This is a genomic window from Lysinibacillus sp. JNUCC-52 (genome assembly GCF_015999545.1).
Classification (GTDB): Bacteria; Bacillota; Bacilli; order Bacillales_A; family Planococcaceae; genus Lysinibacillus.
On record NZ_CP065546.1, the window covers coordinates 3,760,013 to 3,785,928 of the forward strand.

The following is a 25,916-nucleotide window of genomic DNA, read 5'->3' on the forward strand; positions in this document are numbered from 1 at the left end:
GCCTCCTTATTGTGGGACGTAAATTTCATCGAACGTGCCGCCGTCTTTAAAATGCTTCGACTGTGCTTCTGTCCAACCGCCAAAATCTTCAATTGATATGAGTTCAAGCTGAGGAAATTGACTTTGATATTTTGCTAAAATTTCTTCATTGCGTGGTCGGTAATAGTTTTTTGCAGCAATTTCTTGCCCAATATCGCTATATAAATGTTGTAAGTATGCTTCTGCCACTTTGCGTGTTCCTTTTTTATCTACAATTTTGTCAACAATTGCGACAGGGGGCTCTGCTAAAATACTCAATGAAGGTGTAACGATTTCAAATTCGTCCTCCCCTAATTCATTGAGAGATAAATAGGCTTCATTTTCCCAAGCAATTAATACATCACCTATTTTCCTTTCAACAAACGTAGTCGTTGCGCCTCGAGCACCAGAGTCAAGTACTTCCACATTGCTATACAATGCCTTCATGAACTCCTTTATTTGCTTCTCGTCATTGTTATACAACTTCGCAGCATACCCCCATGCGGCTAAGTAATTCCAACGTGCACCGCCTGAAGTTTTAGGATTTGGTGTGATGACTGATACGTCGTCTTTTGTTAAATCACGCCAATCTTGTATAGCTTTTGGATTGCCCTTTCGAACTAAAAAAACAATTGTGGAAGTGTATGGTGTAGAATTATTTTCAAATTCTGTTTGCCAGTCTTTGTTTAGTAAATCGCGAGCTTGTGCAATTTCATCAATATCGTAGGCAAGTGCAAGTGTTACAACATCAGCTTCTTGACCATCAATGACTGCGCGTCCTTGTTTACCAGAACCACCATGCGATTGATGAATCTTCACATCTTGACCTGTTTCATTTTTCCACTTGGCAATAAAGTCTTTATTAAATTCGTCATAAAGCTCACGTGTTGGATCATAAGAAACATTTAGTAGCTCAACTGGCTTTTTTATGTCTTCCGTACTAGTATCGTTGTCTGTGGACGCGCTATTACATCCTGTTAACAGTAAAGTTAAGCCAGATAACAGTACGAACGATTGGAAAATATGCTTTCTTTTTTTCATCCAAAATCTCCCCTTTTTCATCAAAAGAACATAAAAGGCCATCTGTCAAAAACGTGTACAAACACATTTTGAGTAGATGGCCTTCAGATCCTCTGATCAGCATTTTTTTGTTTTAATTAGCTTATTACCACATTAAACATATATTTCCTATTAGTCAACAAGGAATTAAAAAAATTTCTCTTTTTAGACAGACAAAGTATGTGTCATGCAATTGCTGAGTAGCAAAGGGCGAATGACGTGAATAATATTATTTGAAGGTGCCACTAAATGGGAGAGAAGACGATATTGCAGAAAAAAGTTCAGATTTTTTAGAAAACCTAGTTGACTACTAGGTGTAATTTAGTATATATTTGGTAATAAGAAATTGATTGATAAATGAGGTACAAGATTACTAGTTTACAATCATCCATAAAAGCTGGCTAGTCAAACTAGAGGCGTTTTAACGAAGACACACTACCATAATTGTGTCTGTTGTTAAAACGCCTTTTTCTATATCCGAAAATGTTTCGAGGGGGATTACATGTTAACGTATGCAACTTGGCAGGAGCCAACGACTAACTTTGGAGTGGATGAAACCTTTAAAGGTGCACTAGAGGTTTTACAATGGAGCTATGCACAATATGGGGATGACATCGTGTATGCTTGTAGCTTTGGTATAGAGGGAATCGTCTTAATTGATCTGATCTCAAAGGTTAAACCTAATGCTACTATTGTTTTTTTAGACACAGATGTCCATTTTAAGGAAACATATGACACGATTGAAAGAGTTAAGAAAAAATATCCACAGCTTAATATCATCTTGCAGAAACCCAAGCTTACGCTTGATGAGCAAAAGGCTCAATATGGAGATGAATTATGGAAGTCCAACCCTAATAAGTGCTGTGATATTCGAAAAATTAAGCCGTTGCATGAGGCTTTATCAGGAGCTACTGCTTGGATTTCAGGTTTGCGTAGGGAACAATCACCGACACGACAACAGACGAATTTTATTAATCGTGATGATAAATTTAAGTCGATTAAAATTTGTCCGCTCATTCACTGGTCGTGGAAAGATGTATGGCGTTATGTATCAAAGCATGATTTAACTTATAATCCGCTACATGATCAAGGCTATCCGAGCATTGGCTGTGAACACTGCACACAACCAGCATTTACAATGGATGACCTACGTGCAGGCAGATGGCAAGGATCTGCTAAAACTGAATGTGGGTTACATGAATAGGGGCGGTTAAATGATGCTGGAATATATTGCGATAGCCATTAGTTTATTTTTTGCAATGAATATTGGTGCAAGTGGAGCTGCCGCTTCAATGGGTGTAGCCTATGGAGCGGGGGCTATTAAAAAAGCTTGGCACGCATTACTAATTTGTGCAGTAGGGGTTTTTGCAGGCGCCATTTTAGGTGGTGGGGAAGTTGTAAAAACGATAAGCTCAGGGATTATGCCACAAGAGTATATAACTGTAAAAATCGTTGTGATTATATTAATTTCTGCCACAAGCTCATTGTTCCTTGCCAATTTACTAGGTATTCCATTATCAACAAGTGAAGTTACTGTAGGGGCAGTTGTTGGTGTAGGAATTGCTTATCGTGTGCTATATGTCAAATCATTACTTGTTATTATGGCCTTTTGGGTCATCGTTCCTCTGATTGCATTTGTTATTGCACTCGTAGTTGGCAAGTTACTTTATAGATTTCGAGGAAAGAGCTTTTTGACAAACCATCCGTTGTTAACAGTGCTCCTTGTACTTGCAGGATTTTTTGAAGCCTTTTCAGCAGGTATGAATAATGTCGCCAATGCTGTTGGCCCACTCGTAGGTGCTGGGATGATAACTGTCACAAATGGCATATGGCTTGGTGGTGCATTTGTTGCACTAGGGGCAATGCTATTAGGAAGACGCGTACTCGAAACAAATGGGAAAAAGATTGTTCGCTTTGAGAAAGCTGAGGGCATTTTAATTTCAAGTACAGGTGCATTGCTTGTCGGTATCAGTTCATTGTTTGGATTGCCTGTACCACTAACACAAGTAACGTCATCCTCTATCATTGGCATAGGGATGGCGAAAAGCGGCAAACAAATTTTTCATAAGCACATCGTAAAAAAAATTATGTGTATTTGGATTGTTTCACCTATTTTTTCATTAGCCATTTCTTATAGTCTAGTTCAGTTATTTATGGAGAAAGATTTATATGCCATCGTCATAATGGGAAGCGTCATAATCGGAACGCTGGGTGCAATTAGTTTAATGCGAACAATGCGTGAAGAAGAACGGTCAATATACGATGCAGGTGAAGGTATTTAACTATAAAACATACTATTTAAATCAATTTAGGGGGAATGAAAATGACGTTACAACCACATGGCGGAGCTTTAGTGCAAGCCTATCATCCACAAAAATCGATAGTACATATTACAAAGGAGATCGAATTGGATGCAATCGCATTAAGCGATTTAGAGTTAATTGCAATTGGTGGATATAGCCCAATCGATGGCTTTTTCACTAAAAATGATTACGAATCTGTCGTTGAACATACAAGGTTGGCCTCTGGCATTGTGTGGAGTATTCCTATTACACTTCCTGTTGACAAAGAGTTGGCTGCAACATTACAGCCAGGAGATGAAGCGAAATTAGTATATGGCAACGATGTTTATGGGATTATTGATATTACTGATATATATGAGCCAGATAAACAAAAAGAGGCATTACTCGTTTACGGTACACAGGATTTAGCACATCCTGGCGTGAAAAAGCTCCATGAGCGGCAGGCCATATATGTAGGCGGTAAAATTTCATTAATTAAGCGCCTTGAGCAAAAATTCCCTACGTATTCATTTGATCCAAAGGAAACACGTCAGCTATTTAAGGAGAAGGGTTGGCAAACTATTGTGGGCTTCCAAACACGTAATCCAGTCCATCGTGCACATGAGTATATTCAAAAGGCGGCATTAGAAACAATTGATGGCTTATTTTTAAATCCATTAGTTGGTGAAACGAAGTCGGATGATGTATCAGCTACGATACGTATGGAGAGCTATGAGGTGCTATTAAAAAATTACTATCCTCAAAATCGTGTGCAATTAGGTGTCTTTCCAGCAGCTATGCGTTATGCAGGACCAAAGGAAGCTATTTTCCATGCACTTGTGCGAAAAAATTACGGCTGCACCCATTTTATTGTAGGACGTGATCATGCTGGTGTAGGCGATTATTATGGCACATATGATGCACAAAAAATCTTTGAACAATTTACAGAAGATGAGCTTGGTATTGTACCGTTAAAGTTTGAGCATAGTTTCTATTGCACTACATGTGAAGGGATGGCAACAACCAAAACATGCCCGCATGATAGCGCATCCCATGTTATTTTATCTGGTACGAAGGTGCGCGAAATGCTGCGAAACGGGGAAGTACCTCCAAGTACATTTAGCCGCAAAGAAGTGGTCGATGTTCTGATTAAAGGAATGCGTCAGGAGGTTTTAAAATGAGCTCTAATATCGTTTGGCATGAATCATCCATTACAAAAGAAGAACGCCGCACTCAAAATAAACATCAAAGCTTTATTTTATGGTTTACAGGGCTATCAGCTTCAGGGAAATCATCCGTAGCAAATGCACTTGCCCGTGCACTATTTGAACGAGGGAACCAGGCATTTGTACTTGATGGCGATAATGTACGACATGGTTTAAATAATGATTTAGGCTTTGATGAAGTAAGCCGTAAGGAGAATATTAGACGTATCGGGGAAGTTGCCAAGCTTTTTGTGGAAAGTGGTCAAATTGTACTTACAGCCTTTATTTCACCTTATAGAGAGGATCGCCAAGTTGTTCGAAAACTTGTGGAAGAGGGAGAATTTTTAGAGGTGTATGTTAGCTGCTCTGTAGAAACGTGTGAGCAGCGCGATCCAAAAGGTCTTTATAAAAAAGCCCGCAATGCAGAAATTGCTAATTTTACAGGTATTAGTGCGCCATATGAAGAACCAGAACATCCCGAATTTATTTTGGACACTGAGCGCTATTCTATTGAGGAATGTGTCGAGCAGCTCACGACGTTTTTAACGGCGAAGGGCTATATTTAAATGGTATATCGCCGATAAAAGTCCGCGAATCGCCGATTAAACTTGAGAAATCGCCAATAAACCTGCGGAGAGTAACGACATAGAAAAAGTGTTAGATTGATTGCAGTCAATCTAACACTTTTTGTTTTTGTTTAAGTCTTTTTATTTGATACCTTGTTCTTTTTTCATTTTATCAATCTCAGGACCTAGCTCGTCACGAACTGTTCCTTTCCAAGGTTTCACCCCTGCTATATAGGAGGAACGGGTCATAATATGTCCACCGACAGGGCCTGTAATAAAGAGAAACAATATACCGAGTAAAATACGAGGGTTAAAATGATCCTCGATAAGCCAAAAGTGAAAGAATACACCAATCAATACACACATAACACCGAGTGTTGCACTTTTAGAAGCGGCATGTGCCCGTGTATACAAATCTGGTAATCGAATGAGCCCTATAGCTGTTACGACGATAAATAGTACTCCGATAGAAATGAACAGAATAACTAAAGTATTAGCGAGAATTGTCACGTTTAATGATGTCTCCTTTCTCTATGAATTTAGAGAAAGCAACTGTACCGATGAACGATAAAATCGCTAACAATAATACAATTTCTAAAAAGAAGCTCGTTTCCACTAAAATCGAAAATAACGCGATTAATGAAATGAGTGATACCCCTAAGGAATCAAGTGCTACGACGCGATCGGACGCAGATGGTCCTTTCACCATACGGAAAATTACTGCTATCATTGATAAGCAAATCACTACGATCGCTGCAATAATAAACGTCATCATGATTTACTCACCTCCAAAATGGCTTTTTCAAAAGAGTCTCGGATGGATGCAATGGCATCGTCCACATCACTAATATCAATAGCATGGACAAACAATGTTTTGGCATCATCCGATACATGTACGACGACGGTTCCTGGTGTTAATGTAATGAGACTCGATAATAATGTAATTTCCCAATCTTCTTTTAAGACAGTTGGATAAGCAAAGAAGGCAGGTTGCATATCTAGCTTAGGTTTTAGCACAACTTTTAGTACTTGAATATTTGCTAATATTAACTCCTTAAAGAACAGGATCGTAAGTTTAATGATTGCCCATATACGGAAAACATAGAGCCTTTTAAAAAAGAATCTCCTCATAATCACGAGCAAAATAATACCGAGAATGAAGCCTACTATAAAGCCTGTTGCTGTATAGTTCGATGAAAGAAACATCCAAACGAAGGCAAGAGCAAAGTTTAAAATAATTTGAAATGCCATAGCTCTAATCCTCCTTCATTACAGCATCTATATAAATAGATGGGTCATTTAATAGTTTTGCAGCATCATCCATAAATGGTGTAATCCACTCTGAACCGACACCGTATGCTACTGTAATAAGCACTAATACGACAGTTGGCACAAAAAGGGTAGTATATACTTTTTTATCGACAGTACCTGTTGTTTCTTTTTCCTCACCCCAGAAGGCATAAAGGAAAATACGAATAACAGAAAGTAACACAAGTAAAGAGGAGGCTAAAATAAAAATACTACTCCACATGCTTCCAGCCTCAAAGCCCCCTTGAACGATTAACAGCTTGCCCACAAAACCACTAAGTGGGGGAATGCCAGCTAAACCGAAGGCAGCTATTAAATAAAACCAGCCTAGCACAGGGTACTTTTTCATAAGACCGCCCATCTTACGTAAATCTGATGTGCCTGTAATGTAAATGACAATACCAATCAACATAAAGAGAGCAGCCTTAATTAGCATGTCATGGATTAAGTAAAACATCGCACCCTTTAACGCTACTTCATTCATTTGAGATACACCAAATAAAATGACACCGACTGCAATCACAATGTTGTAGATAATAATAAGTTTGACATCGAAATAGGCAAGTGCCCCGATACAGCCTGCAATAATCGTTCCAATCGCTAATATCATTAACAAATGATGTGTATACGATAAATCATGGACGAAAAATAATGTATATGTGCGAGTAATCGCATAAACGCCAACTTTTGTTAAAAGTGCCCCAAATAGTGTTAACACAGGAATGGGTGCAGCTGCATATGAAGTTGGAAGCCAGAAGTAAAGCGGGAAAATCGCCGCTTTTAAACCAAATACCATTAAAAATAACACAGCAATAACGGTTATGATACCTGGCTGATTAATGTCGCTAATTTTCACTGCAATGTCTGCCATATTCAATGTGCCTACAACGGAGTAAAGAAAAGCTACCGTAATAACAAACAATGCAGAAGAAATGACATTGATTAAAATATATTTAATGGAGCCTTTCAGTTGTCCTTTTTCTCCACCTAGTACAATTAATAAATACGACGCCATTAACAGTACTTCAAAGAATACGAATAAGTTAAAAATATCCCCTGTCGTAAATGCGCCATTCACACCTGTTAAAATAAACATAATACCAGGGTAATAGAAAAAGCGTTCTCGCTCTTTTGTGATAGAACCAAAGCCATACCACACAACGAAGAATGCAATGAGCAATGTCGTTGTTACTAATAGTGCTGACATCATATCAGAAACCATTGTTATACCATAAGGTACTGGCCAATTCCCGAATGTCACCTTTTGCAGACCATCATGTTTTACTTTCATCAATAGGGAAATGGCTGATATGAAAGCGAGTAGGATTCCCAGTAAAGCAAACGAGCGCTGATATTTTAAATTTTTCTGCCCAAACATTAAAATCATACCGAAGAAGAACGGAATGATGATTGGTAGTAAAAGGAAGTTATTCATCCTCATCACTTCCTCTCATTAAACTAATATCATCAGTTTCTAGCTCCTGATACGAGCGATAGGCAAGTACTAGGAAGAAAGCCGTTACCCCAAAACTAATAACAATCGCGGTTAAAATTAAAGCTTGTGGTAAAGGGTCCGCAAATGTTTTGGCCCCATCTTTTAATACAGGAGGAGCTTCCCCTGTCAGTCCACCCATTGTTAAAATGAGTAAATGTGCACCGTGACTTAAAAGTCCAGTACCAATAATAATGCGTAATAAGCTTTTCGATAATATTAAATAAACAGCTGCCATAAACAAAAAGCCAATGACAAACGCCATAATTATTTCCATTATTCATCCTCTCCAATCGTTTGAATAATGGTCATCGTAACGCCAACAACAACCAAGTAAACACCGCTGTCAAAAAGCATGGCAGTGTGTAAGGATTGCTTACCTAGAAGCGGTAAATCGAAATAATCAAAGAAATGTGTGAAAAATGGTTTCCCTAAAAACATAGGGAATGCCGCTGTTGCAAGTGCCAATAATAAGCCCGTTGCAGTTAAATACGTATAGTTAATCGGTAAAACATTGCGTACAGTGTTTAAATCAAAGGCAAGTACTAAAAGCACGATGGCACTGGATGTTAAAAGTCCACCAACAAAGCCTCCACCTGGTGTATAATGACCAGCTAAAAAAATATGAATGGAGAAGAAGAAAATAATGAAGAATACAATTTTAGCTGTAAATTGTATTATCACATCATTTGTTTTCATGCGATTTCTCCTTTCTATTCATACGCAGCTTAATCATTGCTAAAATTGCCATTCCAGCAATACCTAACACTGTAATTTCAAATAATGTATCAAAGCCACGGTAGTCTACTAAAATAACATTGACGATGTTGCCGCCACCCGCTAAAGAATAGACGGTTTCTTCGTAATATTTTGAGATAGTCGGCACAAGCTTTTGAGAATGTGCCGATAAAGCTATAAGCGTCACCATCACACCAACTGCGATGGAGATAACTGCACGATTTAACTGAAAGCGCATGCGTTCCTCACGTTTTCCGAGTTTCGGAAGATGATAAAACGCCAATAAAAATAATGCAACAGAAATAGTTTCAATTACTAGCTGTGTTAATGCTAAATCAGGTGCATTGAACATAACGAAGAATAATGCGACAGTGTAACCGACAGAGCCAAGTCCAATAATTGCTGTAAGACGTGACTTCGCAAAAATAGTTATCGCTGTGCCGATAATTAACACGACAATTAAAATTAATTGGTAAGATCGAATTGGTGCCGCACCTTCAAATGATAATGAAAAGGCATCCTTGGCAAATAATGTCCCAATGGAAATAACGGCAATAGCACTAAACATATACAATAAGTAGTGGCGCATTGAACCAGTCATATAAAGACGGGATACACGATTTAATCCGACATCTAAACCGTACATTGCTTTGTCATAGGCATTATTGAGCGTAAGAGCACGTGGGAATAGATTATAAATGCCTTGCCATTTAGGTAAGCCAACAAATAAAAGGACACCTATAATGACAATACCGATAGTCATGATTAATTCTGGTGTTAGACCCCCATGCCAGGCAGCCACGTGAATATTGATATCTTCAGGAAGATCATATAAAAAAGGCTGAATAGCTTGTACTGCTGGTTTGACAAACGTATCCCCAATAATATTAGGGATGAAGAAAATAATGACTACTAATGATGCTAAAATCATCGGTGATATTAGCATACCAATTGGCGCCTCATGTGGTTTATGCGTGTAAAGCTCTGGTTTATATTTTCCTGTAAATGTTCTAAATACAAAGTAGAAACTATAAATAAACGTAAAAATACTCGCTATCCAAGCAACGATAGGGAAGAGAACACCCCATGTATCAAAACCAAAAAATTCAAAATTTTGAAGTGCTAACATAGCTGTTAAAAACATTTCCTTACTTAGAAAACCATTAAATGGTGGTAAACCTGCCATTGAGAAGCTGCCAATAGCCGCCACTGTAAAGCTAAGCGGCATAATGCTCATTAATCCTCCAAGCTTACGAATATCACGAGTACCTGTTTCATGATCAATAATCCCAGCAATCATGAATAAGCTACCTTTAAATGTGGCATGGTTGATTAGGTGGAAAATGGCTGCAAAGGCCGCATATTTAAACACTGAATCAGCTGCACCGTTTACATGAAATGCAACTGCCCCAGCGCCGAGTAACGACATAATTAATCCAAGCTGACTGACAGTAGAAAATGCTAAAATTCCTTTTAAATCGGTTTGTTTTACTGCAAAGAACGAACCCCAGAATAGTGTTAACAAACCTATTCCTGTAACAAGCCAAACCCATAGCTCAGAAGCTGCATAAATTGGTGTAAAGCGAGCAACTAAGTAAATGCCTGCTTTTACCATTGTTGCAGAGTGTAAGTATGCGCTGACAGGTGTCGGTGCTTCCATGGCATCTGGTAACCAAATGTAGAATGGGAATTGTGCAGATTTTGTAAATGCGCCTAGGAGTAATAAAACAAGTGCCCATGTGAACAATGGATGTTGCACTAGGTTTGGTGCCATTGCAATGAGTTCACGAATTGAATATGTTCCACCCATTAAATAAAGAAGGATAAATCCTCCTAACATCATTAAGCCGCCAAAGACTGTAATCATCATGGATTTTAGTGCACCAAAGCGAGAAGCATCACGTGTGTACCAATATCCAATAAGTAGGAATGATGAAATCGACGTTAACTCCCAGAAGAAGTACAATGAAATTAAATGGTCAGATTGTACAACCCCGAGCATTGCAGTCATAAATAATAATAAGTAAACATAAAAATTATGTAGTTTTTCTTTATGTTTATCTAAGTAGAAAATGGAGTAAAGCACAACGAGTGAGCCAATTCCTGTAATGAGTAACGAAAACAGTAAACTAAGTCCATCTAAATACGATACGATCGAAATATCGAGCGATGGAATCCAAGGTATCCCATCATAAAACACTTCTCCTTGGGCAACTCTCGCTATATAAGTTGCGTAAATAATGGCGAGTGTTGCAGGCACTGCAAGAACAAACCAGCCTGTGTGAATATTTTTAATGCTTTTATATATAAAAGGCACAAATATTGCAGCAAGCATCGGGATGAAAATATAGAGTACTTGTAACAAAAAAATCCTCCTTTATGCAGGTAAGTGTAATAATTATAACGTACTTTCGTAGGGAATGCATATGGCCTAACAGGATTTAGCTTGGATAGCAGGGGAATTTTAGCTATATTATAAATAGGAAGTTATCAAAAAAAAACAGAGGAAAAAATTTTTTATGAGGAACCCTTACATATATGGTTATTTACCATTAATTACAATTTTATTGTTTAGTTTAACGTTCGGTATGTATGCAGTAGGCGAAGCATTACAAATCTTCCAAGCAATCGGTGTTTATTCAGGAATGCGTGAATTTTTATCGGATTTTGAATTACGTGTATTATTGCTTGTTGTATTTGCAGTTATTTTTTTTATGGCAATTTCAGCGCTTAAATTAGTTGGAGAAACAATTCATGAACTAGGAATGTTATTTTTTTCAAAAGATAATGAAGGGGCAGCGGTAAGCCAAGCACGTGGAGGCTATGTCATTTTATTTATTGGAGCTATGTGTTCTGTCTTTGCTATTCAATCGATTTATGCATTAGCGGGTATATTCGTATTAACGATTTTTGTTTATTTCATTTATCTTATCTATAAAATGAGCCTTTTTATGTCCATGGGGGGAACGATTGGATTACTAATATTTGAGCTTTTCATGTGGACAATATTATTTTCGTTATTAGTTTATGTCATTTTAAAATTGTATAACGGTGTACTGGCAAGCCTTCCTTTTGCAAAATAGAGTGACAGGCACCGAAACAATTCTGAATTTTGTCAGTAGGAAATAACCAAGTAAAAACCCACTTAGACTCCTGCGGGAACGCACGCAAAGTAAGACGCAACAGGCGGCGCGATAGCGACGGTTGCGGCTTACAGAGTGCCCGCAGGAAAGCGAAGTGGGTTTTTACGCTATAAGAAGTCGTTTTTTGCAAGGAGATATTACTCTAGTAAAACATTAAATAGCTTGTGATGGATTTTATACGCTTCTAGTTTTTCCATTGGTTGAGGTTTATCATAGCCTAGCCAGACAGCGGCTGTATACTGATCATTTAAGCCCGCGAGCCAATAATCGCGGTAATCATTTGTCGTACCAGTCTTAGCCCCAACATAATTACTATTATTATAAACACCTTGCCCCGTCCCATTTGTTACAACCTCAGCAAGTAACTCCCGCATATATTTTACCGTTTTGGGCGACCATATTTGATCGCGTTCCGAATCCCAGCTATATAGCACGGTACCATCATTTGCCGTCACCTTGCGAATACTATGTGCCAAGACATATGAGCCATCAATAAAGCTTGTATAGGCATCTGCTAGCTCAAGTGCTGTGACACCGTACGTTAATCCACCCAATGAAGCGGCGTACGTATGATCCTTTGCTACGATGGAGCGGAAATGGAATCGATCAAGGTAACTAAATGCCGTATCCACTCCAACAGCGTTAAAAAGACGAAGCGCGGAAGTATTATAACTATTACGGAATGCTGTACGAATAGTCACATCCCCATATTTATACCCCCCATAGTTTTGAGGGCAAAAAGAACCGACACAATAACTACCACCGTTTACGATGGAATCAGGCGTATGTGTGCTCGTTTCAAAAAAAGGTGCGTAGACAGCAAGTGGCTTAAATGCTGAACCAGGCTGTCTTGGTCCTTGAAAAGCTCGATGATAGTCAAACTTCTCGTAATTTTTACCAGCATAGAGGCTGATAATTTCACGCGAAGTGTTATTAATAACAGCTCCTGCTGCCTGCAATTCCCCAGTTCCTAATATAGCTGTCATATGCTGTTCATCATAATTTTGTTTAGCTGGATCAAGGGCAGTATAAATAGTTAACCCATTTTGAAACAAAGTGTGGAGACGGTTGTCTAGTTGTGTTTGAATCGACTTTTTTTCTTCTTCACTTTGTGTATTTTGAAGTCGATCTTTGTAGCCCTCTTTTTCGGCTACAAGCCAACGTAGCTCTTGAAGAACATAAGTGCTATACATCGGATAGCTTTGCATCTTATTTTTGACATTTAATATTATTGGTGCTGCTTTATAAGAAGTGGCATCTTCTTTTGTAATTGCGCCACTTGCAGCGAGTGTATCGAGTAGCCGTTCCTGTCTTGCCTTTGTTTCATCAAAATTTTTCAAAGGATTATAAAGTGATGGGTTGTTTGGAATAGCGGAAATAAAAGCAATTTCAGCAATTGATAAATCTTGAATTGATTTTTGAAAATAAAAAGTCGCGGCACTTCCGATGCCATAAACTTGGTTGCTAAAATAAGATTCATTTAAATACATTGTTAAAATTGCATCTTTATCGTATTTTTTTTCTAGTTCGTAGGCATAAAATAATTCCGTTAATTTACGTTCGTACGTTTTTTCATCAGATAGATAGCGCATTCGAACAAGCTGTTGTGTAATGGTACTGCCACCTTGTGATGTGGCATTAGCGTTAGAGTTTGCGACAACAGCACGAATAATGGCACTTAGATCGAAGCCGATATGTTCATAAAAGTCAGCATCCTCACTAGCAATAAAAATTTCCTGGGCAATTTGTGGAATTTCTTGCAGTGTTAATGGTTGTCGCCATTCGACATATTCTTCGCTAAAGGTTTGACCATTCTGATCTATTAATGTAACGGGAAGTTGAACTTGTACGTCAGGCACATCAATTGTCCCTTCGATTTGTTCTTCGTGCGCTTGAGCTGTATTCAACTCTGTTCGTATATTCGTTCCAATCCACCAAATGGTAGGTAAACATAGAGTAATAATAATAAAACCAAAAACCTTTTTCATATATGCCTCCAACTTTGAAAATAAGTCTTTCAACAGAATAGCATATTTTGGATGCTTTCCAAATACTCGTTGAGACCTATTTACGCAATACAAAACTATAAAAACAAATGACAGCGGTAGTCTGTTTCTTCCACCATTATTTTGGGTTATACTACCATAGGTACCAAGCAGAAGTTTCGCTGTTATCGCAAATATAATTGGTTGAACGATTGTAAAATTACAAAATTCGTCAATACTTAGATGGAGAAAACAGCTAGGAAGTATGTTAGACTAATATGAGGTCAGAAATGATCTAGGATGATCATTTTCATTGAAACTGAAATTTTACATTTAAAGGAGAGACTCCAATGTTTCCACAATTAACAACAGAAGTACAAGAAGGCGAAGTACTAGTAGAAATGAAAACAACTTTAGGTGCTTTAAAAATTAAACTATTTCCAAAACAAGCACCAAAAACTGTTGAAAATTTCTTAGGTCATGCAAAATCAGGTTATTACGATGGCATCATTTTCCACCGTGTTATTCAAGATTTCATGATTCAAGGCGGTGACCCTACTGGTACAGGTATGGGCGGTGAGTCAATTTGGGGTAACTCATTTGAAGATGAGTTTTCTGATGAATTATTTAACCTACGTGGTGCACTTTCAATGGCAAACGCTGGTCCAAACACAAATGGTTCACAATTCTTTATCGTACAAATGAAACACCTGCCAAGCGATATGCTGCGCCAACTTCAAGGTGCTGGTTTCCCAGAAGAAATTATTGAGGCATATGCTAAAAACGGTGGGACACCATGGTTAGACCATAAACACTCTGTATTCGGTCATGTTGTAGAAGGTATGGATATCGTTGATAAAATTGCTGATGTAGCAAAAGATAACCGCGATAAACCGCTTGAAGATGTTAAAATTGAGTCAATTACAGTTTTTGAATAATAATTGTAAGGACGTGTAGAAAATATGGAACATTTAATGTATCAATTTTTATATTTCCCTGAAGATAAAACAGCGTACATTCCAGCAGCTTTCGAATTTTTAATCATGCTTATTTTATGTATAGGCGTATTTATGATTTTCCGTAAAATCTCTAAAAAGCAGGAATTAAAGTCTAAGGAAATCGAAACACGTATTTTAGCTGAACGAAATAGCACAAACAATCAACAAAACGTATAAAAAAAGCACTCTGCGAAAGAGTGCTTCAGACTGTAGACAAACTCGAAAAATTTCGAGTTTGCCTACAGTCTTTTTTCATTTTAAAATAAAAATAGATGTCTACTGCCGTTGATTTCCGCTACGTTCGGGCGCTTTCCGCGGGCACACACGTAAGCCGCAACCCTCGCTAACGCGCGGTTTGTTGCGTCTTACGTTCTGTGCTTTCCCGCAGGAGTCGCCCGCCCTTCGCTCCAATCAACTTGATATGAATTGCTATCAATCAACTATAAATAAAATAATCTATTTGAGGTGATGGAAAATGATGTCGAAAAATCAAATCAATGAACGTGACCAATTAGAAATGCTGACAATTGACCAATTGGTGCCACAAGACCATTTAGTTCGAAAACTAGAGGCAGCGATTGATTTTTCGTTTATCTATCCATTAGTCGAAAACCTCTATTCATCTTTAGGGCGTCCAAGTATTGACCCCGTTGTTCTCTTTAAAATGACCTTTATTCAATACGTTTTTGGTATTCGCTCTATGCGTCAAACTATCAAAGAAATTGAAACGAATATGGCCTATCGCTGGTTTTTAGGTTTTGGCTTCCATACAGAAGTTCCTCACTTCTCTACCTTCGGTAAAAATTATGCACGACGCTTCCAAGACACAAATGTGTTTGAACAGATATTCTATCGTATTCTAAAAGAAATTATGAATCGAGGGCTCCTTCATGCGGACCATGTATTTATTGATTCGACGCATGTAAAAGCGAGCGCCAATAAACGAAAGTATGATAAAAAAGTCGTTCGAAAAGAAACACGTGCTTATGAAGAGAAACTCCAACTGGAATTAAATATTGATCGTGAGGAAAACGGAAAAAAGCCCTTCCCTCCACAGAAATTTAAAAAAGATGAATGGAAAGAAATCAAAGAAAGTACGACAGACCCTGAGAGTGGTTATTATGTTAAGGATGAACGGACTAAGCAGTTTGCGTATTCATTTCATGCAGCGACAGATGAAAAAGGCTTTGTATTAGGAACGATTGTGACTCCAGGAAATGTGCACGATAGCTATGTATTGCAGCCACTTGTTGAAAAAATCATTGAAAAAGTGAAAAAGCCATTAGCGATTGCTGCGGACGCTGCTTATAAAACACCTGCCATCACTAACTTTTTATTAGAGAATCAAATGTTACCTGTTCTCCCTTATACACGTCCTAAAACAAAAGATGGTTTCTTTCGAAAGCACGAATATGTGTACGATGAGTACTATAATTGTTATCTTTGCCCACAAGGGCAGGTATTGAAATATACGACAACGACGAAGGAAGGGTATCGCCAATATAAATCGAATCCAACGATTTGTGCGAATTGCCCCTTGCTATCACAATGTACAGAAAGCAGGAATCATCAAAAACTGATTCAACGGCATATATGGGAAACCTATATGGAAGAAGCTGAACATTTGCGCCATTCCTATGATATTAAACAAATTTATGCAAAGCGCAAAGAAACGATAGAACGTGTCTTTGCGGATGCAAAAGAAAAGCATGGTATGCGATGGACAACCTTAAGAGGTCTTAAAAAATTGTCCATGCAGGCGATGCTTACTTTTGCTGCCATGAATTTGAAAAAGCTTGCTACTTGGACATGGCAAGCTGCTTCATAGAGAGGAAATGCTCGAAGAGTATGGTCAAAATTAAAGTAAGAACCCATTTTTTACAAAGAAAATAACAAAAAGGGATTAAGAATTCTATTCTTAATCCCTTTTGTCGACAAGCTGAAGCACTCTGCGAAAGAGTGCTTTTTTTTATGGCACAACCACCATTAAGTGACTGGCACTTTAAAGATTCAGAATTGTTTGAGTGACTGGCACGCAAGCTTAAAGCGAGCGACTGCATCTTTTACAGTATCAAATGAGCACGCGACGTTCATGCGTAGGAAGCCACGGCCTTCTTCACCATATTTTGAACCTGGTTCTAATGCAAGTTTTCCAACTTCAAGCAGTTGCTTCATTATTTCTTTTTCGTCGATGCCTAATTGACGACAATCAATCCACAGCAAGTATGTGCCTTGAGGTTTTGCAATGTGTATGCCAGGTAATTGCGTTAACTCGCTAATGACATAATCCATATTATTAGAAATATAAGGAAGTAACTCTTCTAGCCATGGTAATCCTTCAGTGTAAGCGGCTTGCAGAGCAATAGGAGCAAAGCTGTTTAATGATCCTTGACCACTGGCCATATTAACTGCCTCTAATAGAAGGCGTTTTTTCTTATCTGTTGCAATAATATAAGACACTTGGATACCTGCAAGGTTAAATGTTTTTGTCGGTGCCATACATGTAATTACACGATCGATTTCATCACCTGCAATTTTTGCAAGCGGAGTATGCTGGGCACCATCTAACATTAAATCTGCGTGGATTTCATCTGAAATAATTAGAACGTCATACTTTGCACAAAGACGAATAATCTCTTTTAGTGTGGCTTCATCCCATACATAACCACCTGGATTATGTGGGTTACACAATATGTAAGCTTTAATATCTTGGGCAAGTGTTTGTTCAAATGCCTCAAAATCATAGACAAACATACCGTCTTTTTCTACTAACGGACAAGTTACGACCTCACGACCATTGCTTTTTGGGATATTAAAAAATGGCGGATAGACAGGTGTTGAAATAAGTACCTTATCACCTACATTAGTCAATGCGGTTAGAATATTTGCTAATGCTGATACAACCCCGTGGCTAAAAGAAATGAATTCTTTTTCGATGTGCCAATTATAACGATTGTATTGCCAGTCAACTATCGACTGTTTTACTTCCTCACATACAAAGCCATAACCAAAAATGGCACCCTCCGCATGCTTTTGTAATGCCTTTGAAACAGCTGTTGGTGGAGCAAAGTCCATGTCTGCTATCCACATTGGTAATATTTCTGTCGTATCGTTTAGGCCATAAATTTTCTCCATTGCGTCCCATTTTACTGAGTTAGTATAGCGACGATTTAAAGTTTGATCGAAAATAGACAAGCAAATCACTCTTTTCTTTTTTTTTTACTATGGTATCATACCTATTAAGATTAAAGGATAATAGGTGAGTATTTTGGAAAATATAAAAATGAATCGAGCAGCCGTACATCTGCTAGCGGAGTGGGATCCTTTCCACATCGGAGCTGAGCATTATGATACAGAAACAGCAGATGTTGTTGCAGCATTACAAAGTATTGATGACCCCTCAGCACTTGCAAAGGTCATTCAAGAAACTTACGAGCACTCGTTTGAGCAATGGATTCCAATTGAAGATTGTGTTGCCATTTCATACAAACTAATTGCCATTAAGTTTGAAGCAAAATGCATTATTTAATCGACATATAGTGTTTTTCTATTGGAAATAGCTTGTAGGGCTAGTATTTATGCGAATTACCAGCTGCTTCCTTATAAAAGTGAGGTTGTCTTTACAATAGTAGACAACCTCATTTTCTTATTTAAATAACGGCAAAATCCCTTGGATGAAAATAAGAAAAATCGCAATAGGTGATACATAGCGAATTAACAAGTACCAAATGTTAAACATAAGGCTTGATGAAGCAAGCTCTTTACGGGAAATATCTTTTGTATAGTAATAGCCTGCAAAAATAGAAATAAGTAATGCACCAATTGGCATACCTACGCTATTTGTAAGGAAGTCTACAAAATCAAAAATGGAACGATCTAATAGTTGTACGTCAGAAAGAATGCCGAAAGATAGAGCACTTGGAATACCGAAGCCGAAAATAATAATACCGCCAATCCATGCAATTTTTTTACGCTTCTCTGGCTTGTCTCCTATAGCAATAGCTACTACAATTTCTAACATTGAAATTGAGGATGTCACTGTAGCAAACAATAAGAGAATAAAGAAAATTGTTAGGAAAAGACCACCAAGTGGCAATTGTTCAAAAACAGCAGGCAAAATAATAAAAACAAGTCCTGGTCCTTGGTCAGGTGTGTAGCCTAGCGCGAATACCGCTGGGAAAATAACTAAACCTGCAAGTAGCGAAATTATTATATTCATTGAAGCTACATTGATAGCAGAGTTACCAATCTTCTCGGTTTTTGGGAGGTAGGATGCGTACGTAATCATCACGGCAATACCGACACTTAATGAGAAGAATGCTTGTCCAAGTGCTTTCAAAAATGTTTCAGCATTTAAGTAAGACCAGTCAGGGACAAACATAAATTTTACGCCTTGCATTGCACCGTCAAGTGTTAAGGAACGGATAACTAACACAATGAAAAAAATGAATAATAATGGCATCATCCATGTACTAGCCTTCTCAATCCCACCTTTAATGCCTCCTGATACAATGGCGATTGTTAAAAGTAAAAATAACCCTTGTACAAGAATCGCTTCAAATGGGCTGGAGATGATATTGTTAAATAAATCAGCGTAATTTCCATCATTACTTGATAATTGGAAAGTCAAGGAACGCCCTAAATAACTTAAAATCCAACCGCCCACTACGCTATAGAAGGATAGTATCAAACCAGCAATAATCATGCCGCCCCATCCTATTAAGTACCATGGCTTTCCTGGCGCTTGTTCTTTGAATGACGTAACAGCATCTTTTTGCCCACGACGGCCAATCATAAATTCTGCGATTAACACTGGCAAACCGATGAAAAATGTACATAAAATAAACAATAAAATAAATACACTCCCACCGTTCGTTCCCGCCATATAAGGGAATTTCCAAATAGCCCCCAATCCAATGGCACTTCCAGCAGCAGCTAAAATAAATCCAATTTTTGATGTAAATTGATCTCGAGATGACACAAAAATAAAGCCTCCTTATACTAAAGTTCTATTTTACCGTAAAAACTTTATAACACAAGGCAAATTTCTGAAAATTGATTATAGATACTTTTTTTCTAACCACGTCCAAAAGGGAAGTTGAAGTTTTCGTGTAAAAGTGTCATTTTAACTGAACAAAAGCTGATGCAATCAGTTTTATTAACGTAAACTATGCTCTAGCATCAATTCAGTCAAAATGTAACAATTAGGAAGAATGGATCGTTACATAAAAAAGGGGGGATAACGAGTGAATGAGTCCGAATTAATCGAACGAGCACAACAAGGAGACAAAGATGCCTATATCGAACTAATTCGCATCCATCAGCGAACAGTTGAAAAATTTGCCTATCAATGTGGCGTACATAGCAGTGATTTAGCGGATGTTGCACAAGAAGTTTTTGTAAAACTGTACCGCTTTTTACATCAATTTAAGCAGGATCGATTTACGACATGGCTTTATAAAGTGACACTCAATGCTACGCGTGACTACTATCGTAAGGAGCAACGTGAGCAGGCTAAGGAGGAACTGTTAAATGCTCAGCGACAAAATTATAGTCCTTCGGCTGAAAAACACGTATTGAATTTTGAGGAAGATCGATTATTACACCAAACTATTCAAGCACTTGATGAAAAATATCGCTATCCACTTGTATTGTTTTACTTTCATGAGTTGAAATACGAGGAAATTGCAGAGGTGCTTGGGATTTCTTTGTCGGCGGTCAAAGTACGAATTTTACGGGCAAAGGAAAAACTAAAAGTCTCTTTGACACAGGAGGGGAGTGTTGAAAATGGATGACAAACAATTTGATAAACGCATGGCACTATTGAAAAAATCTTATGACCGAATGGAACAACAATTAAATCCAGCAGATGTTTTCAAGCAAATCGAAGAAGAAGAAGCACTCGCAAAGCAAACGATTGCCACTCAAAAGAAGCCCTCCCCAAAATGGCAAAAGCCAGCAGTCTGGCTAGCGAGTATTGCAAGCGTATTGTTAGTTGGTCTGTTAGTGACGCTCTATACAATGAAACAGCAAGAAAATACCCAAACGGAAGTGCCGCAAAGTATTCCTGTAAAAGAGGCTGAAGAGGAAGATGCAGCCGACTATATAACGAAAAAATATAATAGTCGAAAAGAGGATATTAGAAGAGAATTAAAAGTTTCGAAAGATGAACTGCAAGCATTTGAATTTATTCAAACAGCAGATACAATGTTAGATTTTTATATAGCAAATAACTTACATTCGTCCTCAAGTGATAGTGCACAGAATGTAGAAGAATACGTCTTATACTATTTAATGACTCCTAAAAGGGCTATAGAGACGATTAAAACATTTAACAATTTAACTTTTGATGAATCGTATGAAGTTTATAACCAATACATTATTTCTGTTGAAGAGTTGGAGAATTTTTATAGTAAGCTACTAGAACCGTATAAACCACTACTGAAGAAAGCTGATGAAAAGCAATATCCATCAGATTTAAAAGCTATTATTGAAGCTGCTAACAATCAATATATGGAGCTGAAAATGGATGATAAAGGCTCGTTTTATTTTAAAGCGAACCCTATCGATGGAGAATTTGCACCAGCCTATATCAATCAATTACATCCGGATGTTTTTGGGTATTTTGAATATTTAAAAATGGGCTATTTATTATTAGTTGATGATTTACGCTATTCACGAGAAGAAACAGCAAAATCGCTTAAAGTAATGGAACGTACGTTATTAGCGGATGTCAATGCGGGTTCTCCCAACTACAAGTTATTACAAGAAACCTTTAAAAATACGTGGGTGGCTCTATTGCTAGGCACTAAACAATATCCTGCCTTAGCGGAAGATGGGCAACCTGATAAGAAATATTTAACGTTTTTACAAGAAGTGGCTGCAGGTAAGTATGGGGAGGTCATGAAAAAGACAGTTGCCACAATCTTAAAAGAATTCCAGCAAACGAATCACTCTCAAACATTATCGCAACTTGCAGCTTATGATATATGGACAATTCTTTTACAGACACGGGAAGAAACAGCAGGTTATATTAACGATAGTGATTTTAGTGTTGTTGATATGGATGATTCTCGTATCGAGCAAATTAAGGGAATATATGAGCAATACAAGCAAAATAGCGATGTAGCTATATTAAATCAACTTCGCCCAATAAATATTGCTGCGCTTTACTTATATGCCATAACTATTGGTGATGAATCATTGCAAAATACCTTATTAATGCCAAATTCCGAATTGAATATAAGTTTGTTGTTACAAACGATGAAAGATTTAAACATATTTAGTCAGCTAGGTGAGTACGATGGGATTTATCCAATTGTAGCTGCTCGTGTTGCTGTCAATAAACAAGATCAGTACGGTAGGCAATTTCTTATAAAATTTTCAAAACAAGAGGAAGGCTATTATCGTATAACGGAGATCATTGATTAGTGGGACGATTTTTTGCTCCAGATATTGACGTATGTTATAATTTAACGTGATATATACGTAGCAAACATATAGAAAGTGGGCAAAGGTTATGGCAAAAAAATATGAATTAGGAGACGTATTGACCGGAAAAGTTACAGGTATTCAACCGTACGGTGCGTTTGTAGCACTTGATGACGATACACAAGGGCTCGTGCATATTTCTGAAATTACGTACGGCTTTGTAAAAGACGTCAGTGAGTTTTTATCAGTAGGGCAAGAGGTCGAAGTGAAGGTACTTGAAATCGATGAAGCGGCCGAAAAAATTAGTTTATCGATCCGTGCCTTACAAGAACGCCCAGTAGCAATAAGAAAAAAAGACGCAACACCACGGAAATCATTACAGGATCGTGTAGATGAATCCGATGCAAATGGCTTCAATTCCCTAAAAGATAAACTACAGGACTGGATCGAACAGTCAGGACATTAAAAAACGAGGATGCTTCCATGAGAAGGCATCCTCGTTTTTTATAAACAGTATTAGGATTAATCTTTTTTCATCTTCCGTATGCGATACTGCAAGTTTTGGCGACTCATGCCAAGTGCACCAGCAGCCTTTGTTATGTTACCTTCATATAGATTTAAGACATTTTGCACATAATAGGATTCGGCTTCTCGTAAATAAGCATCGAGCGGCATGACATCATTTTGCTGTTGGAACATGAAAAATTCAGGTTCGCGTTCAGAAGTATCCTGGCTTTGCACTTTAAAACGAAAATGAACTGGGAGTAAATCGAATGTAACAGTTGTTTCAGTTGTCATAAATGACACAATTTCATCAAGTAATAATTCGAGTTCTTTTAGATTGCCAGGCCAATCATACTGTAAGAATAAAGCTTGTACATCAGGTGCTAGTTCTTTTACGTTTGATGCAAAGCGCTCACGATGGCGACTAAAGTAATCATCCACAAACGGTAAAATATCTTCTTTTCGGTCTGTTAAATTAGGAATGGTGATAGACATGGTTGCAAAGAAATAATACAAAGATTTTGAAAGCTTTTTCTCCGCTATCAATGTAATTGGATCACTGCCGACACTACCAATCAGCATATATTTTGATTGTGGAAGGGACTGTAATAGTTCGAGTAATTGCTCCTGAATGGGGAGGCTTAAAAAATCGATGCGTTCAAAGAAAAATGTATATGCTTTATCATCCTGCAAAAGCTCTTCCATTTTATCAAGCACTGATTTTGCTGAACGTCGACTAAACAGTGTAACGAAAGCTTCAGGATCAGACGAAGCGGCATGATGAATACTTTCTGCAACTAAATCTTTTCCAGTACCAGACTCTCCGATGAGCAATATAGGTAATTTTACTGCGGCAGCTTTTTTAGCATTTACAATTACTTGTTGCATCGTCTCTGAAACAGCAGTAATCATATCAAAAGTTAAAGGCTCACCATATCGACGGAGAGGCTGATATACTAATTTTTCTAAAGATGTTATATCACGTGCAAATTCTATAGCACCGATTAGTTGATTGTTTTTAAAAAGTGGAAAAGTATCGTTAATCGTTGTAATTTCATGACCATTTTTATTCCAATAGGTTTGTTTCACATTCATTTCTTGTAAGCCTGTTTGTAATACCCGCATCAAAGTACTTTCATGTTGACGGAAGGAAAACAACTCAATAATTGAACGATCTGCTAATTCATCAAAATGAAATCCTTCAATTTCTTTCATTTTTGAATTATAGATAATTGTTTTACCTGTTTCGTCAATCGCATGTATACCAACGGATACATTAGTTGCAATAAACTCATAAAAGGGTAATAAGGGTTCAGAATTTTTCATAAAATGTGCACCTCAAAAATTTTTTACTTGAAATATGCAACGAAATTTTGCATTATAATAAGTGTAAGAATATTTTATACGCAAAAATATTTTGCGTCAATGTTTTTTGCACACTAAATATTTACAGCTCACAAAAGGAGGATATAGTATGATTCCATACAAACACGAACCATTTACAGATTTTTCTCAAGAGGCAAACTACAACGCTTATTTAGAGGCATTAAATAAAGTTGAAGGTTATTTAGGTCAAGACTATCCACTAATCATTGGCGGAGAACGTATTACAACAGAAGATAAAATTGTTTCATATAACCCAGCAAAGAAAACAGAAGTAATCGGTCGCGTTTCAAAAGCAAGCAGAGAATTAGCTGAAAAAGCGATGCAAGCAGCAGATGAAACATTTAAAACTTGGAAAAAAGTAGACCCAGCTATTCGTGCTGACGTGTTATTCAAAGCAGCAGCAATTATCCGTCGCCGCAAACATGAATTCTCAGCACTTTTAACAAAAGAAGCTGGTAAACCTTGGAATGAAGCGGATGCTGATACAGCAGAAGCAATTGACTTCCTTGAATACTATGGTCGCCAAATGTTACGTATTAAAGACGGCCAACCAGTAGAAAGCCGTCCAGGCGAATACAACCGTTACGATTATATTCCATTAGGTATTGGTATTGTTATTTCACCATGGAACTTCCCATTTGCTATTATGGCTGGTACGACAGTTGCAGCTTTAGTAACAGGGAACACAGTATTATTAAAGCCAGCTTCAACAACACCAGTTGTTGCTTATAAATTTATCGAAGTTTTAGAAGAAGCGGGACTACCTGCAGGTGCAGTTAACTATGTACCAGGTTCAGGTGCAGAAGTTGGGGATTACTTAGTAGATCATCCAAAAACACGCTTCATCAGCTTCACAGGTTCTCGTGATGTAGGCTTACGTATTAACCAACGTGCTGCAACACATAACGATGGTCAAATTTGGATTAAACGTGTTATCGCTGAAATGGGCGGTAAAGATACAATCGTAGTTGATAAAGAAGCAGACTTAGAATTAGCTGCACAATCAATCGTAAAATCAGCTTTCGGTTTCTCAGGACAAAAATGTTCAGCATGTTCTCGTGCCGTTATTGTAGAAGATGTATATGATACAGTTGTTAACCGTGTAGCGGAGCTTACAAATGCGTTAACAGTTGGTGACCCAGCTGACAATAGCAACTTCATGGCGACAGTTATTGACCAAGCAGCATTTAATAAAATTACTGAATACATTGAAATTGGGAAAGGTGAAGGTCGCCTTGTAGCAGGTGGTACAGCTGATGATTCAGTTGGTTACTTCATCAACCCAACAGTATTCGCAGACGTAGACCGTTCTGCTCGTATTATGAAAGAAGAAATCTTCGGACCAGTTGTGGCAATTGCGAAAGCAAAAGATTTCGATGAAGCAATCGAAATTGCAAACGACACAGAGTACGGCTTAACAGGTGCGGTTATTACAAACAATCGTATGAACTTAGAAAAAGCTCGTGAAGATTTCCATGTTGGTAACTTATACTTCAACCGTGGTTGTACAGGTGCTATCGTTGGTTACCAACCATTTGGTGGCTTCAACATGTCAGGTACTGACTCAAAAGCTGGTGGCCCAGACTACCTACAACTTCATATGCAAGCAAAAACAACTTCAGAAATGCTTTAATTTTTACTGATTTGAGTGGCATAAAACCACATGTTCAAAGATGGATTGTTTAAATAAGAAGAAAGAGCTAGCAAAGCCTCGTAGATTGTAATACCTACGAGGCGTGCAGCTTCATTAATAGCAGACGAATTTTCATGTTGTTTCTATTAAATAGCTCCTTTATTAAAA

The 25,916-nt window shown here is 37.8% G+C and carries 25 protein-coding genes; 13 read left to right on the plus strand and 12 right to left on the minus strand.

All coding sequences use genetic code 11. The features are described from left to right. Positions 1-6: 6 nt before the first annotated feature. Positions 7-1,059 (minus strand): sulfate ABC transporter substrate-binding protein, encoded by a 1,053-nt coding sequence (locus JNUCC52_RS18530; protein ID WP_337980533.1) that lies wholly within the window; start codon positions 1,057-1,059, stop codon positions 7-9. A 520-nt stretch (positions 1,060-1,579) separates the two neighbouring features. On the opposite strand from JNUCC52_RS18530, the gene JNUCC52_RS18535 reads away from it, so the two are divergent. The 4 genes from JNUCC52_RS18535 to cysC are packed head-to-tail and all read left to right on the plus strand — an operon-like array spanning position 1,580 to position 5,130. Next, entirely contained in the window at positions 1,580-2,281 is a 702-nt protein-coding gene (locus JNUCC52_RS18535; RefSeq protein WP_173479762.1) for a phosphoadenylyl-sulfate reductase, read from the plus strand. 16 nt (positions 2,282-2,297) lie between these two features. Then, positions 2,298-3,359 carry a sulfate permease gene (gene cysP / locus JNUCC52_RS18540; RefSeq protein ID WP_443136927.1) on the plus strand — a complete coding sequence of 354 codons (1,062 nt, stop codon included), beginning with the start codon at positions 2,298-2,300 and terminating at the stop codon, positions 3,357-3,359. A 41-nt stretch (positions 3,360-3,400) separates the two neighbouring features. Next, positions 3,401-4,540 carry a sulfate adenylyltransferase gene (gene sat / locus JNUCC52_RS18545; RefSeq protein ID WP_337980534.1) on the plus strand — a complete coding sequence of 380 codons (1,140 nt, stop codon included), beginning with the start codon at positions 3,401-3,403 and terminating at the stop codon, positions 4,538-4,540. After that, complete coding sequence (gene cysC / locus JNUCC52_RS18550; RefSeq protein WP_139860680.1) at positions 4,537-5,130, plus strand: adenylyl-sulfate kinase; 594 nt, start codon at positions 4,537-4,539, stop codon at positions 5,128-5,130. Before sat ends, cysC begins: the two co-directional genes overlap by 4 nt. Positions 5,131-5,271: 141 nt before the next feature. Here the strand turns inward: cysC and mnhG are convergent, their stop codons facing one another. From mnhG to JNUCC52_RS18585, 7 genes are read right to left on the minus strand one after another with little or no spacing between them, the layout of a single operon-like run. Next, positions 5,272-5,640: a monovalent cation/H(+) antiporter subunit G gene (gene mnhG / locus JNUCC52_RS18555; protein ID WP_139860683.1), complete on the minus strand. Its 369-nt coding sequence runs from the start codon at positions 5,638-5,640 to the stop codon at positions 5,272-5,274. Further along, positions 5,624-5,905, minus strand: coding sequence for a Na(+)/H(+) antiporter subunit F1 (locus tag JNUCC52_RS18560; protein WP_139860686.1), 282 nt, complete (start codon positions 5,903-5,905; stop codon positions 5,624-5,626). Before JNUCC52_RS18560 ends, mnhG begins: the two co-directional genes overlap by 17 nt. Next, positions 5,902-6,381, minus strand: a complete 480-nt coding sequence (locus JNUCC52_RS18565) for a Na+/H+ antiporter subunit E (protein ID WP_139860689.1) — start codon at positions 6,379-6,381, stop codon at positions 5,902-5,904. Before JNUCC52_RS18565 ends, JNUCC52_RS18560 begins: the two co-directional genes overlap by 4 nt. 4 nt (positions 6,382-6,385) lie before the next feature. Continuing rightward, positions 6,386-7,873 (minus strand): Na+/H+ antiporter subunit D, encoded by a 1,488-nt coding sequence (locus JNUCC52_RS18570; protein WP_173479760.1) that lies wholly within the window; start codon positions 7,871-7,873, stop codon positions 6,386-6,388. Next, complete coding sequence (locus JNUCC52_RS18575) at positions 7,866-8,207, minus strand: Na(+)/H(+) antiporter subunit C (RefSeq protein WP_173479759.1); 342 nt, start codon at positions 8,205-8,207, stop codon at positions 7,866-7,868. The genes JNUCC52_RS18570 and JNUCC52_RS18575 overlap by 8 nt, the downstream gene beginning before the upstream one ends. Then, entirely contained in the window at positions 8,207-8,629 is a 423-nt protein-coding gene (locus JNUCC52_RS18580; RefSeq protein WP_173479758.1) for a Na(+)/H(+) antiporter subunit B, read from the minus strand. Before JNUCC52_RS18580 ends, JNUCC52_RS18575 begins: the two co-directional genes overlap by 1 nt. After that, positions 8,616-11,033 carry a Na+/H+ antiporter subunit A gene (locus tag JNUCC52_RS18585; RefSeq protein ID WP_337980535.1) on the minus strand — a complete coding sequence of 806 codons (2,418 nt, stop codon included), beginning with the start codon at positions 11,031-11,033 and terminating at the stop codon, positions 8,616-8,618. The genes JNUCC52_RS18580 and JNUCC52_RS18585 overlap by 14 nt, the downstream gene beginning before the upstream one ends. Positions 11,034-11,187: 154 nt before the next feature. On the opposite strand from JNUCC52_RS18585, the gene JNUCC52_RS18590 reads away from it, so the two are divergent. Beyond that, a complete protein-coding gene (locus JNUCC52_RS18590; protein ID WP_173479756.1) occupies positions 11,188-11,751 on the plus strand; it encodes a DUF5366 family protein in 564 nt (187 codons plus the stop codon). 197 nt (positions 11,752-11,948) lie between these two features. On the opposite strand, the gene JNUCC52_RS18595 is transcribed toward JNUCC52_RS18590, so the two are convergent. Continuing rightward, on the minus strand, positions 11,949-13,799 hold the full coding sequence (locus JNUCC52_RS18595) for a transglycosylase domain-containing protein (protein WP_337980536.1): 1,851 nt from the start codon (positions 13,797-13,799) through the stop codon (positions 11,949-11,951). Between the two features lie 347 nt (positions 13,800-14,146). Between JNUCC52_RS18595 and JNUCC52_RS18600 the strand changes: the two genes are divergently transcribed. The 3 genes from JNUCC52_RS18600 (at position 14,147) to JNUCC52_RS18610 (ending at position 16,622) form a co-directional block, all read left to right on the plus strand. Continuing rightward, positions 14,147-14,734, plus strand: coding sequence for a peptidylprolyl isomerase (locus JNUCC52_RS18600; protein ID WP_173479754.1), 588 nt, complete (start codon positions 14,147-14,149; stop codon positions 14,732-14,734). 24 nt (positions 14,735-14,758) lie between these two features. Further along, positions 14,759-14,971, plus strand: a complete 213-nt coding sequence (locus JNUCC52_RS18605) for a hypothetical protein (protein WP_173479753.1) — start codon at positions 14,759-14,761, stop codon at positions 14,969-14,971. Positions 14,972-15,269: 298 nt separating this feature from the next. Then, positions 15,270-16,622: an IS1182 family transposase gene (locus JNUCC52_RS18610; protein WP_337980537.1), complete on the plus strand. Its 1,353-nt coding sequence runs from the start codon at positions 15,270-15,272 to the stop codon at positions 16,620-16,622. A 182-nt stretch (positions 16,623-16,804) separates the two neighbouring features. On the opposite strand, the gene JNUCC52_RS18615 is transcribed toward JNUCC52_RS18610, so the two are convergent. Further along, the gene (locus JNUCC52_RS18615) at positions 16,805-17,989 is read right to left on the minus strand and encodes a MalY/PatB family protein (protein WP_337980538.1); all 1,185 of its coding nucleotides are present in this window, start codon (positions 17,987-17,989) and stop codon (positions 16,805-16,807) included. A gap of 73 nt (positions 17,990-18,062) precedes the next feature. On the opposite strand from JNUCC52_RS18615, the gene JNUCC52_RS18620 reads away from it, so the two are divergent. Then, positions 18,063-18,323 carry a DUF1871 family protein gene (locus tag JNUCC52_RS18620; protein WP_173479751.1) on the plus strand — a complete coding sequence of 87 codons (261 nt, stop codon included), beginning with the start codon at positions 18,063-18,065 and terminating at the stop codon, positions 18,321-18,323. Positions 18,324-18,440: 117 nt separating this feature from the next. On the opposite strand, the gene JNUCC52_RS18625 is transcribed toward JNUCC52_RS18620, so the two are convergent. Next, on the minus strand, positions 18,441-19,775 hold the full coding sequence (locus tag JNUCC52_RS18625) for a sodium-dependent transporter (RefSeq protein WP_173479750.1): 1,335 nt from the start codon (positions 19,773-19,775) through the stop codon (positions 18,441-18,443). A gap of 265 nt (positions 19,776-20,040) precedes the next feature. On the opposite strand from JNUCC52_RS18625, the gene JNUCC52_RS18630 reads away from it, so the two are divergent. The 3 genes from JNUCC52_RS18630 to yugI all read left to right on the plus strand — a co-directional run bounded on the left by JNUCC52_RS18630 (position 20,041) and on the right by yugI (position 22,691). Then, positions 20,041-20,589 carry an RNA polymerase sigma factor gene (locus JNUCC52_RS18630; protein ID WP_173479749.1) on the plus strand — a complete coding sequence of 183 codons (549 nt, stop codon included), beginning with the start codon at positions 20,041-20,043 and terminating at the stop codon, positions 20,587-20,589. Further along, entirely contained in the window at positions 20,582-22,225 is a 1,644-nt protein-coding gene (locus tag JNUCC52_RS18635; RefSeq protein WP_337980539.1) for a hypothetical protein, read from the plus strand. The genes JNUCC52_RS18630 and JNUCC52_RS18635 overlap by 8 nt, the downstream gene beginning before the upstream one ends. Positions 22,226-22,313: 88 nt before the next feature. After that, positions 22,314-22,691, plus strand: coding sequence for a S1 domain-containing post-transcriptional regulator GSP13 (gene yugI, locus JNUCC52_RS18640; RefSeq protein ID WP_173479747.1), 378 nt, complete (start codon positions 22,314-22,316; stop codon positions 22,689-22,691). A 56-nt stretch (positions 22,692-22,747) separates the two neighbouring features. Here yugI and JNUCC52_RS18645 read toward each other — a convergent pair whose 3' ends face one another. Further along, on the minus strand, positions 22,748-24,055 hold the full coding sequence (locus JNUCC52_RS18645) for an AAA-type ATPase lid domain-containing protein (protein ID WP_173479746.1): 1,308 nt from the start codon (positions 24,053-24,055) through the stop codon (positions 22,748-22,750). A 148-nt stretch (positions 24,056-24,203) separates the two neighbouring features. On the opposite strand from JNUCC52_RS18645, the gene pruA reads away from it, so the two are divergent. Next, positions 24,204-25,748, plus strand: a complete 1,545-nt coding sequence (gene pruA, locus JNUCC52_RS18650) for an L-glutamate gamma-semialdehyde dehydrogenase (protein ID WP_173479745.1) — start codon at positions 24,204-24,206, stop codon at positions 25,746-25,748. The last annotated feature ends 168 nt before the right edge of the window (positions 25,749-25,916 follow it).

What these genes read in the sequence shown, in the direction of transcription:
- JNUCC52_RS18610 (WP_337980537.1), top strand. Translation starts at nt 15,270, where the DNA reads ATGATGTCGAAAAATCAAATCAATGAACGTGACCAATTAGAAATGCTG.
- JNUCC52_RS18645 (WP_173479746.1), bottom strand. Translation starts at nt 24,055, where the DNA reads ATGAAAAATTCTGAACCCTTATTACCCTTTTATGAGTTTATTGCAACT.
- JNUCC52_RS18560 (WP_139860686.1), bottom strand. Translation starts at nt 5,905, where the DNA reads ATGATGACGTTTATTATTGCAGCGATCGTAGTGATTTGCTTATCAATG.
- JNUCC52_RS18590 (WP_173479756.1), top strand. Translation starts at nt 11,188, where the DNA reads ATGAGGAACCCTTACATATATGGTTATTTACCATTAATTACAATTTTA.
- JNUCC52_RS18530 (WP_337980533.1), bottom strand. Translation starts at nt 1,059, where the DNA reads ATGAAAAAAAGAAAGCATATTTTCCAATCGTTCGTACTGTTATCTGGC.
- yugI (WP_173479747.1), top strand. Translation starts at nt 22,314, where the DNA reads ATGGCAAAAAAATATGAATTAGGAGACGTATTGACCGGAAAAGTTACA.
- pruA (WP_173479745.1), top strand. Translation starts at nt 24,204, where the DNA reads ATGATTCCATACAAACACGAACCATTTACAGATTTTTCTCAAGAGGCA.
- JNUCC52_RS18595 (WP_337980536.1), bottom strand. Translation starts at nt 13,799, where the DNA reads ATGAAAAAGGTTTTTGGTTTTATTATTATTACTCTATGTTTACCTACC.
- JNUCC52_RS18535 (WP_173479762.1), top strand. Translation starts at nt 1,580, where the DNA reads ATGTTAACGTATGCAACTTGGCAGGAGCCAACGACTAACTTTGGAGTG.
- JNUCC52_RS18605 (WP_173479753.1), top strand. Translation starts at nt 14,759, where the DNA reads ATGGAACATTTAATGTATCAATTTTTATATTTCCCTGAAGATAAAACA.
- JNUCC52_RS18570 (WP_173479760.1), bottom strand. Translation starts at nt 7,873, where the DNA reads ATGAATAACTTCCTTTTACTACCAATCATCATTCCGTTCTTCTTCGGT.
- JNUCC52_RS18565 (WP_139860689.1), bottom strand. Translation starts at nt 6,381, where the DNA reads ATGGCATTTCAAATTATTTTAAACTTTGCTCTTGCCTTCGTTTGGATG.
- JNUCC52_RS18575 (WP_173479759.1), bottom strand. Translation starts at nt 8,207, where the DNA reads ATGGAAATAATTATGGCGTTTGTCATTGGCTTTTTGTTTATGGCAGCT.
- JNUCC52_RS18600 (WP_173479754.1), top strand. Translation starts at nt 14,147, where the DNA reads ATGTTTCCACAATTAACAACAGAAGTACAAGAAGGCGAAGTACTAGTA.
- cysC (WP_139860680.1), top strand. Translation starts at nt 4,537, where the DNA reads ATGAGCTCTAATATCGTTTGGCATGAATCATCCATTACAAAAGAAGAA.
- JNUCC52_RS18635 (WP_337980539.1), top strand. Translation starts at nt 20,582, where the DNA reads ATGGATGACAAACAATTTGATAAACGCATGGCACTATTGAAAAAATCT.
- sat (WP_337980534.1), top strand. Translation starts at nt 3,401, where the DNA reads ATGACGTTACAACCACATGGCGGAGCTTTAGTGCAAGCCTATCATCCA.
- JNUCC52_RS18580 (WP_173479758.1), bottom strand. Translation starts at nt 8,629, where the DNA reads ATGAAAACAAATGATGTGATAATACAATTTACAGCTAAAATTGTATTC.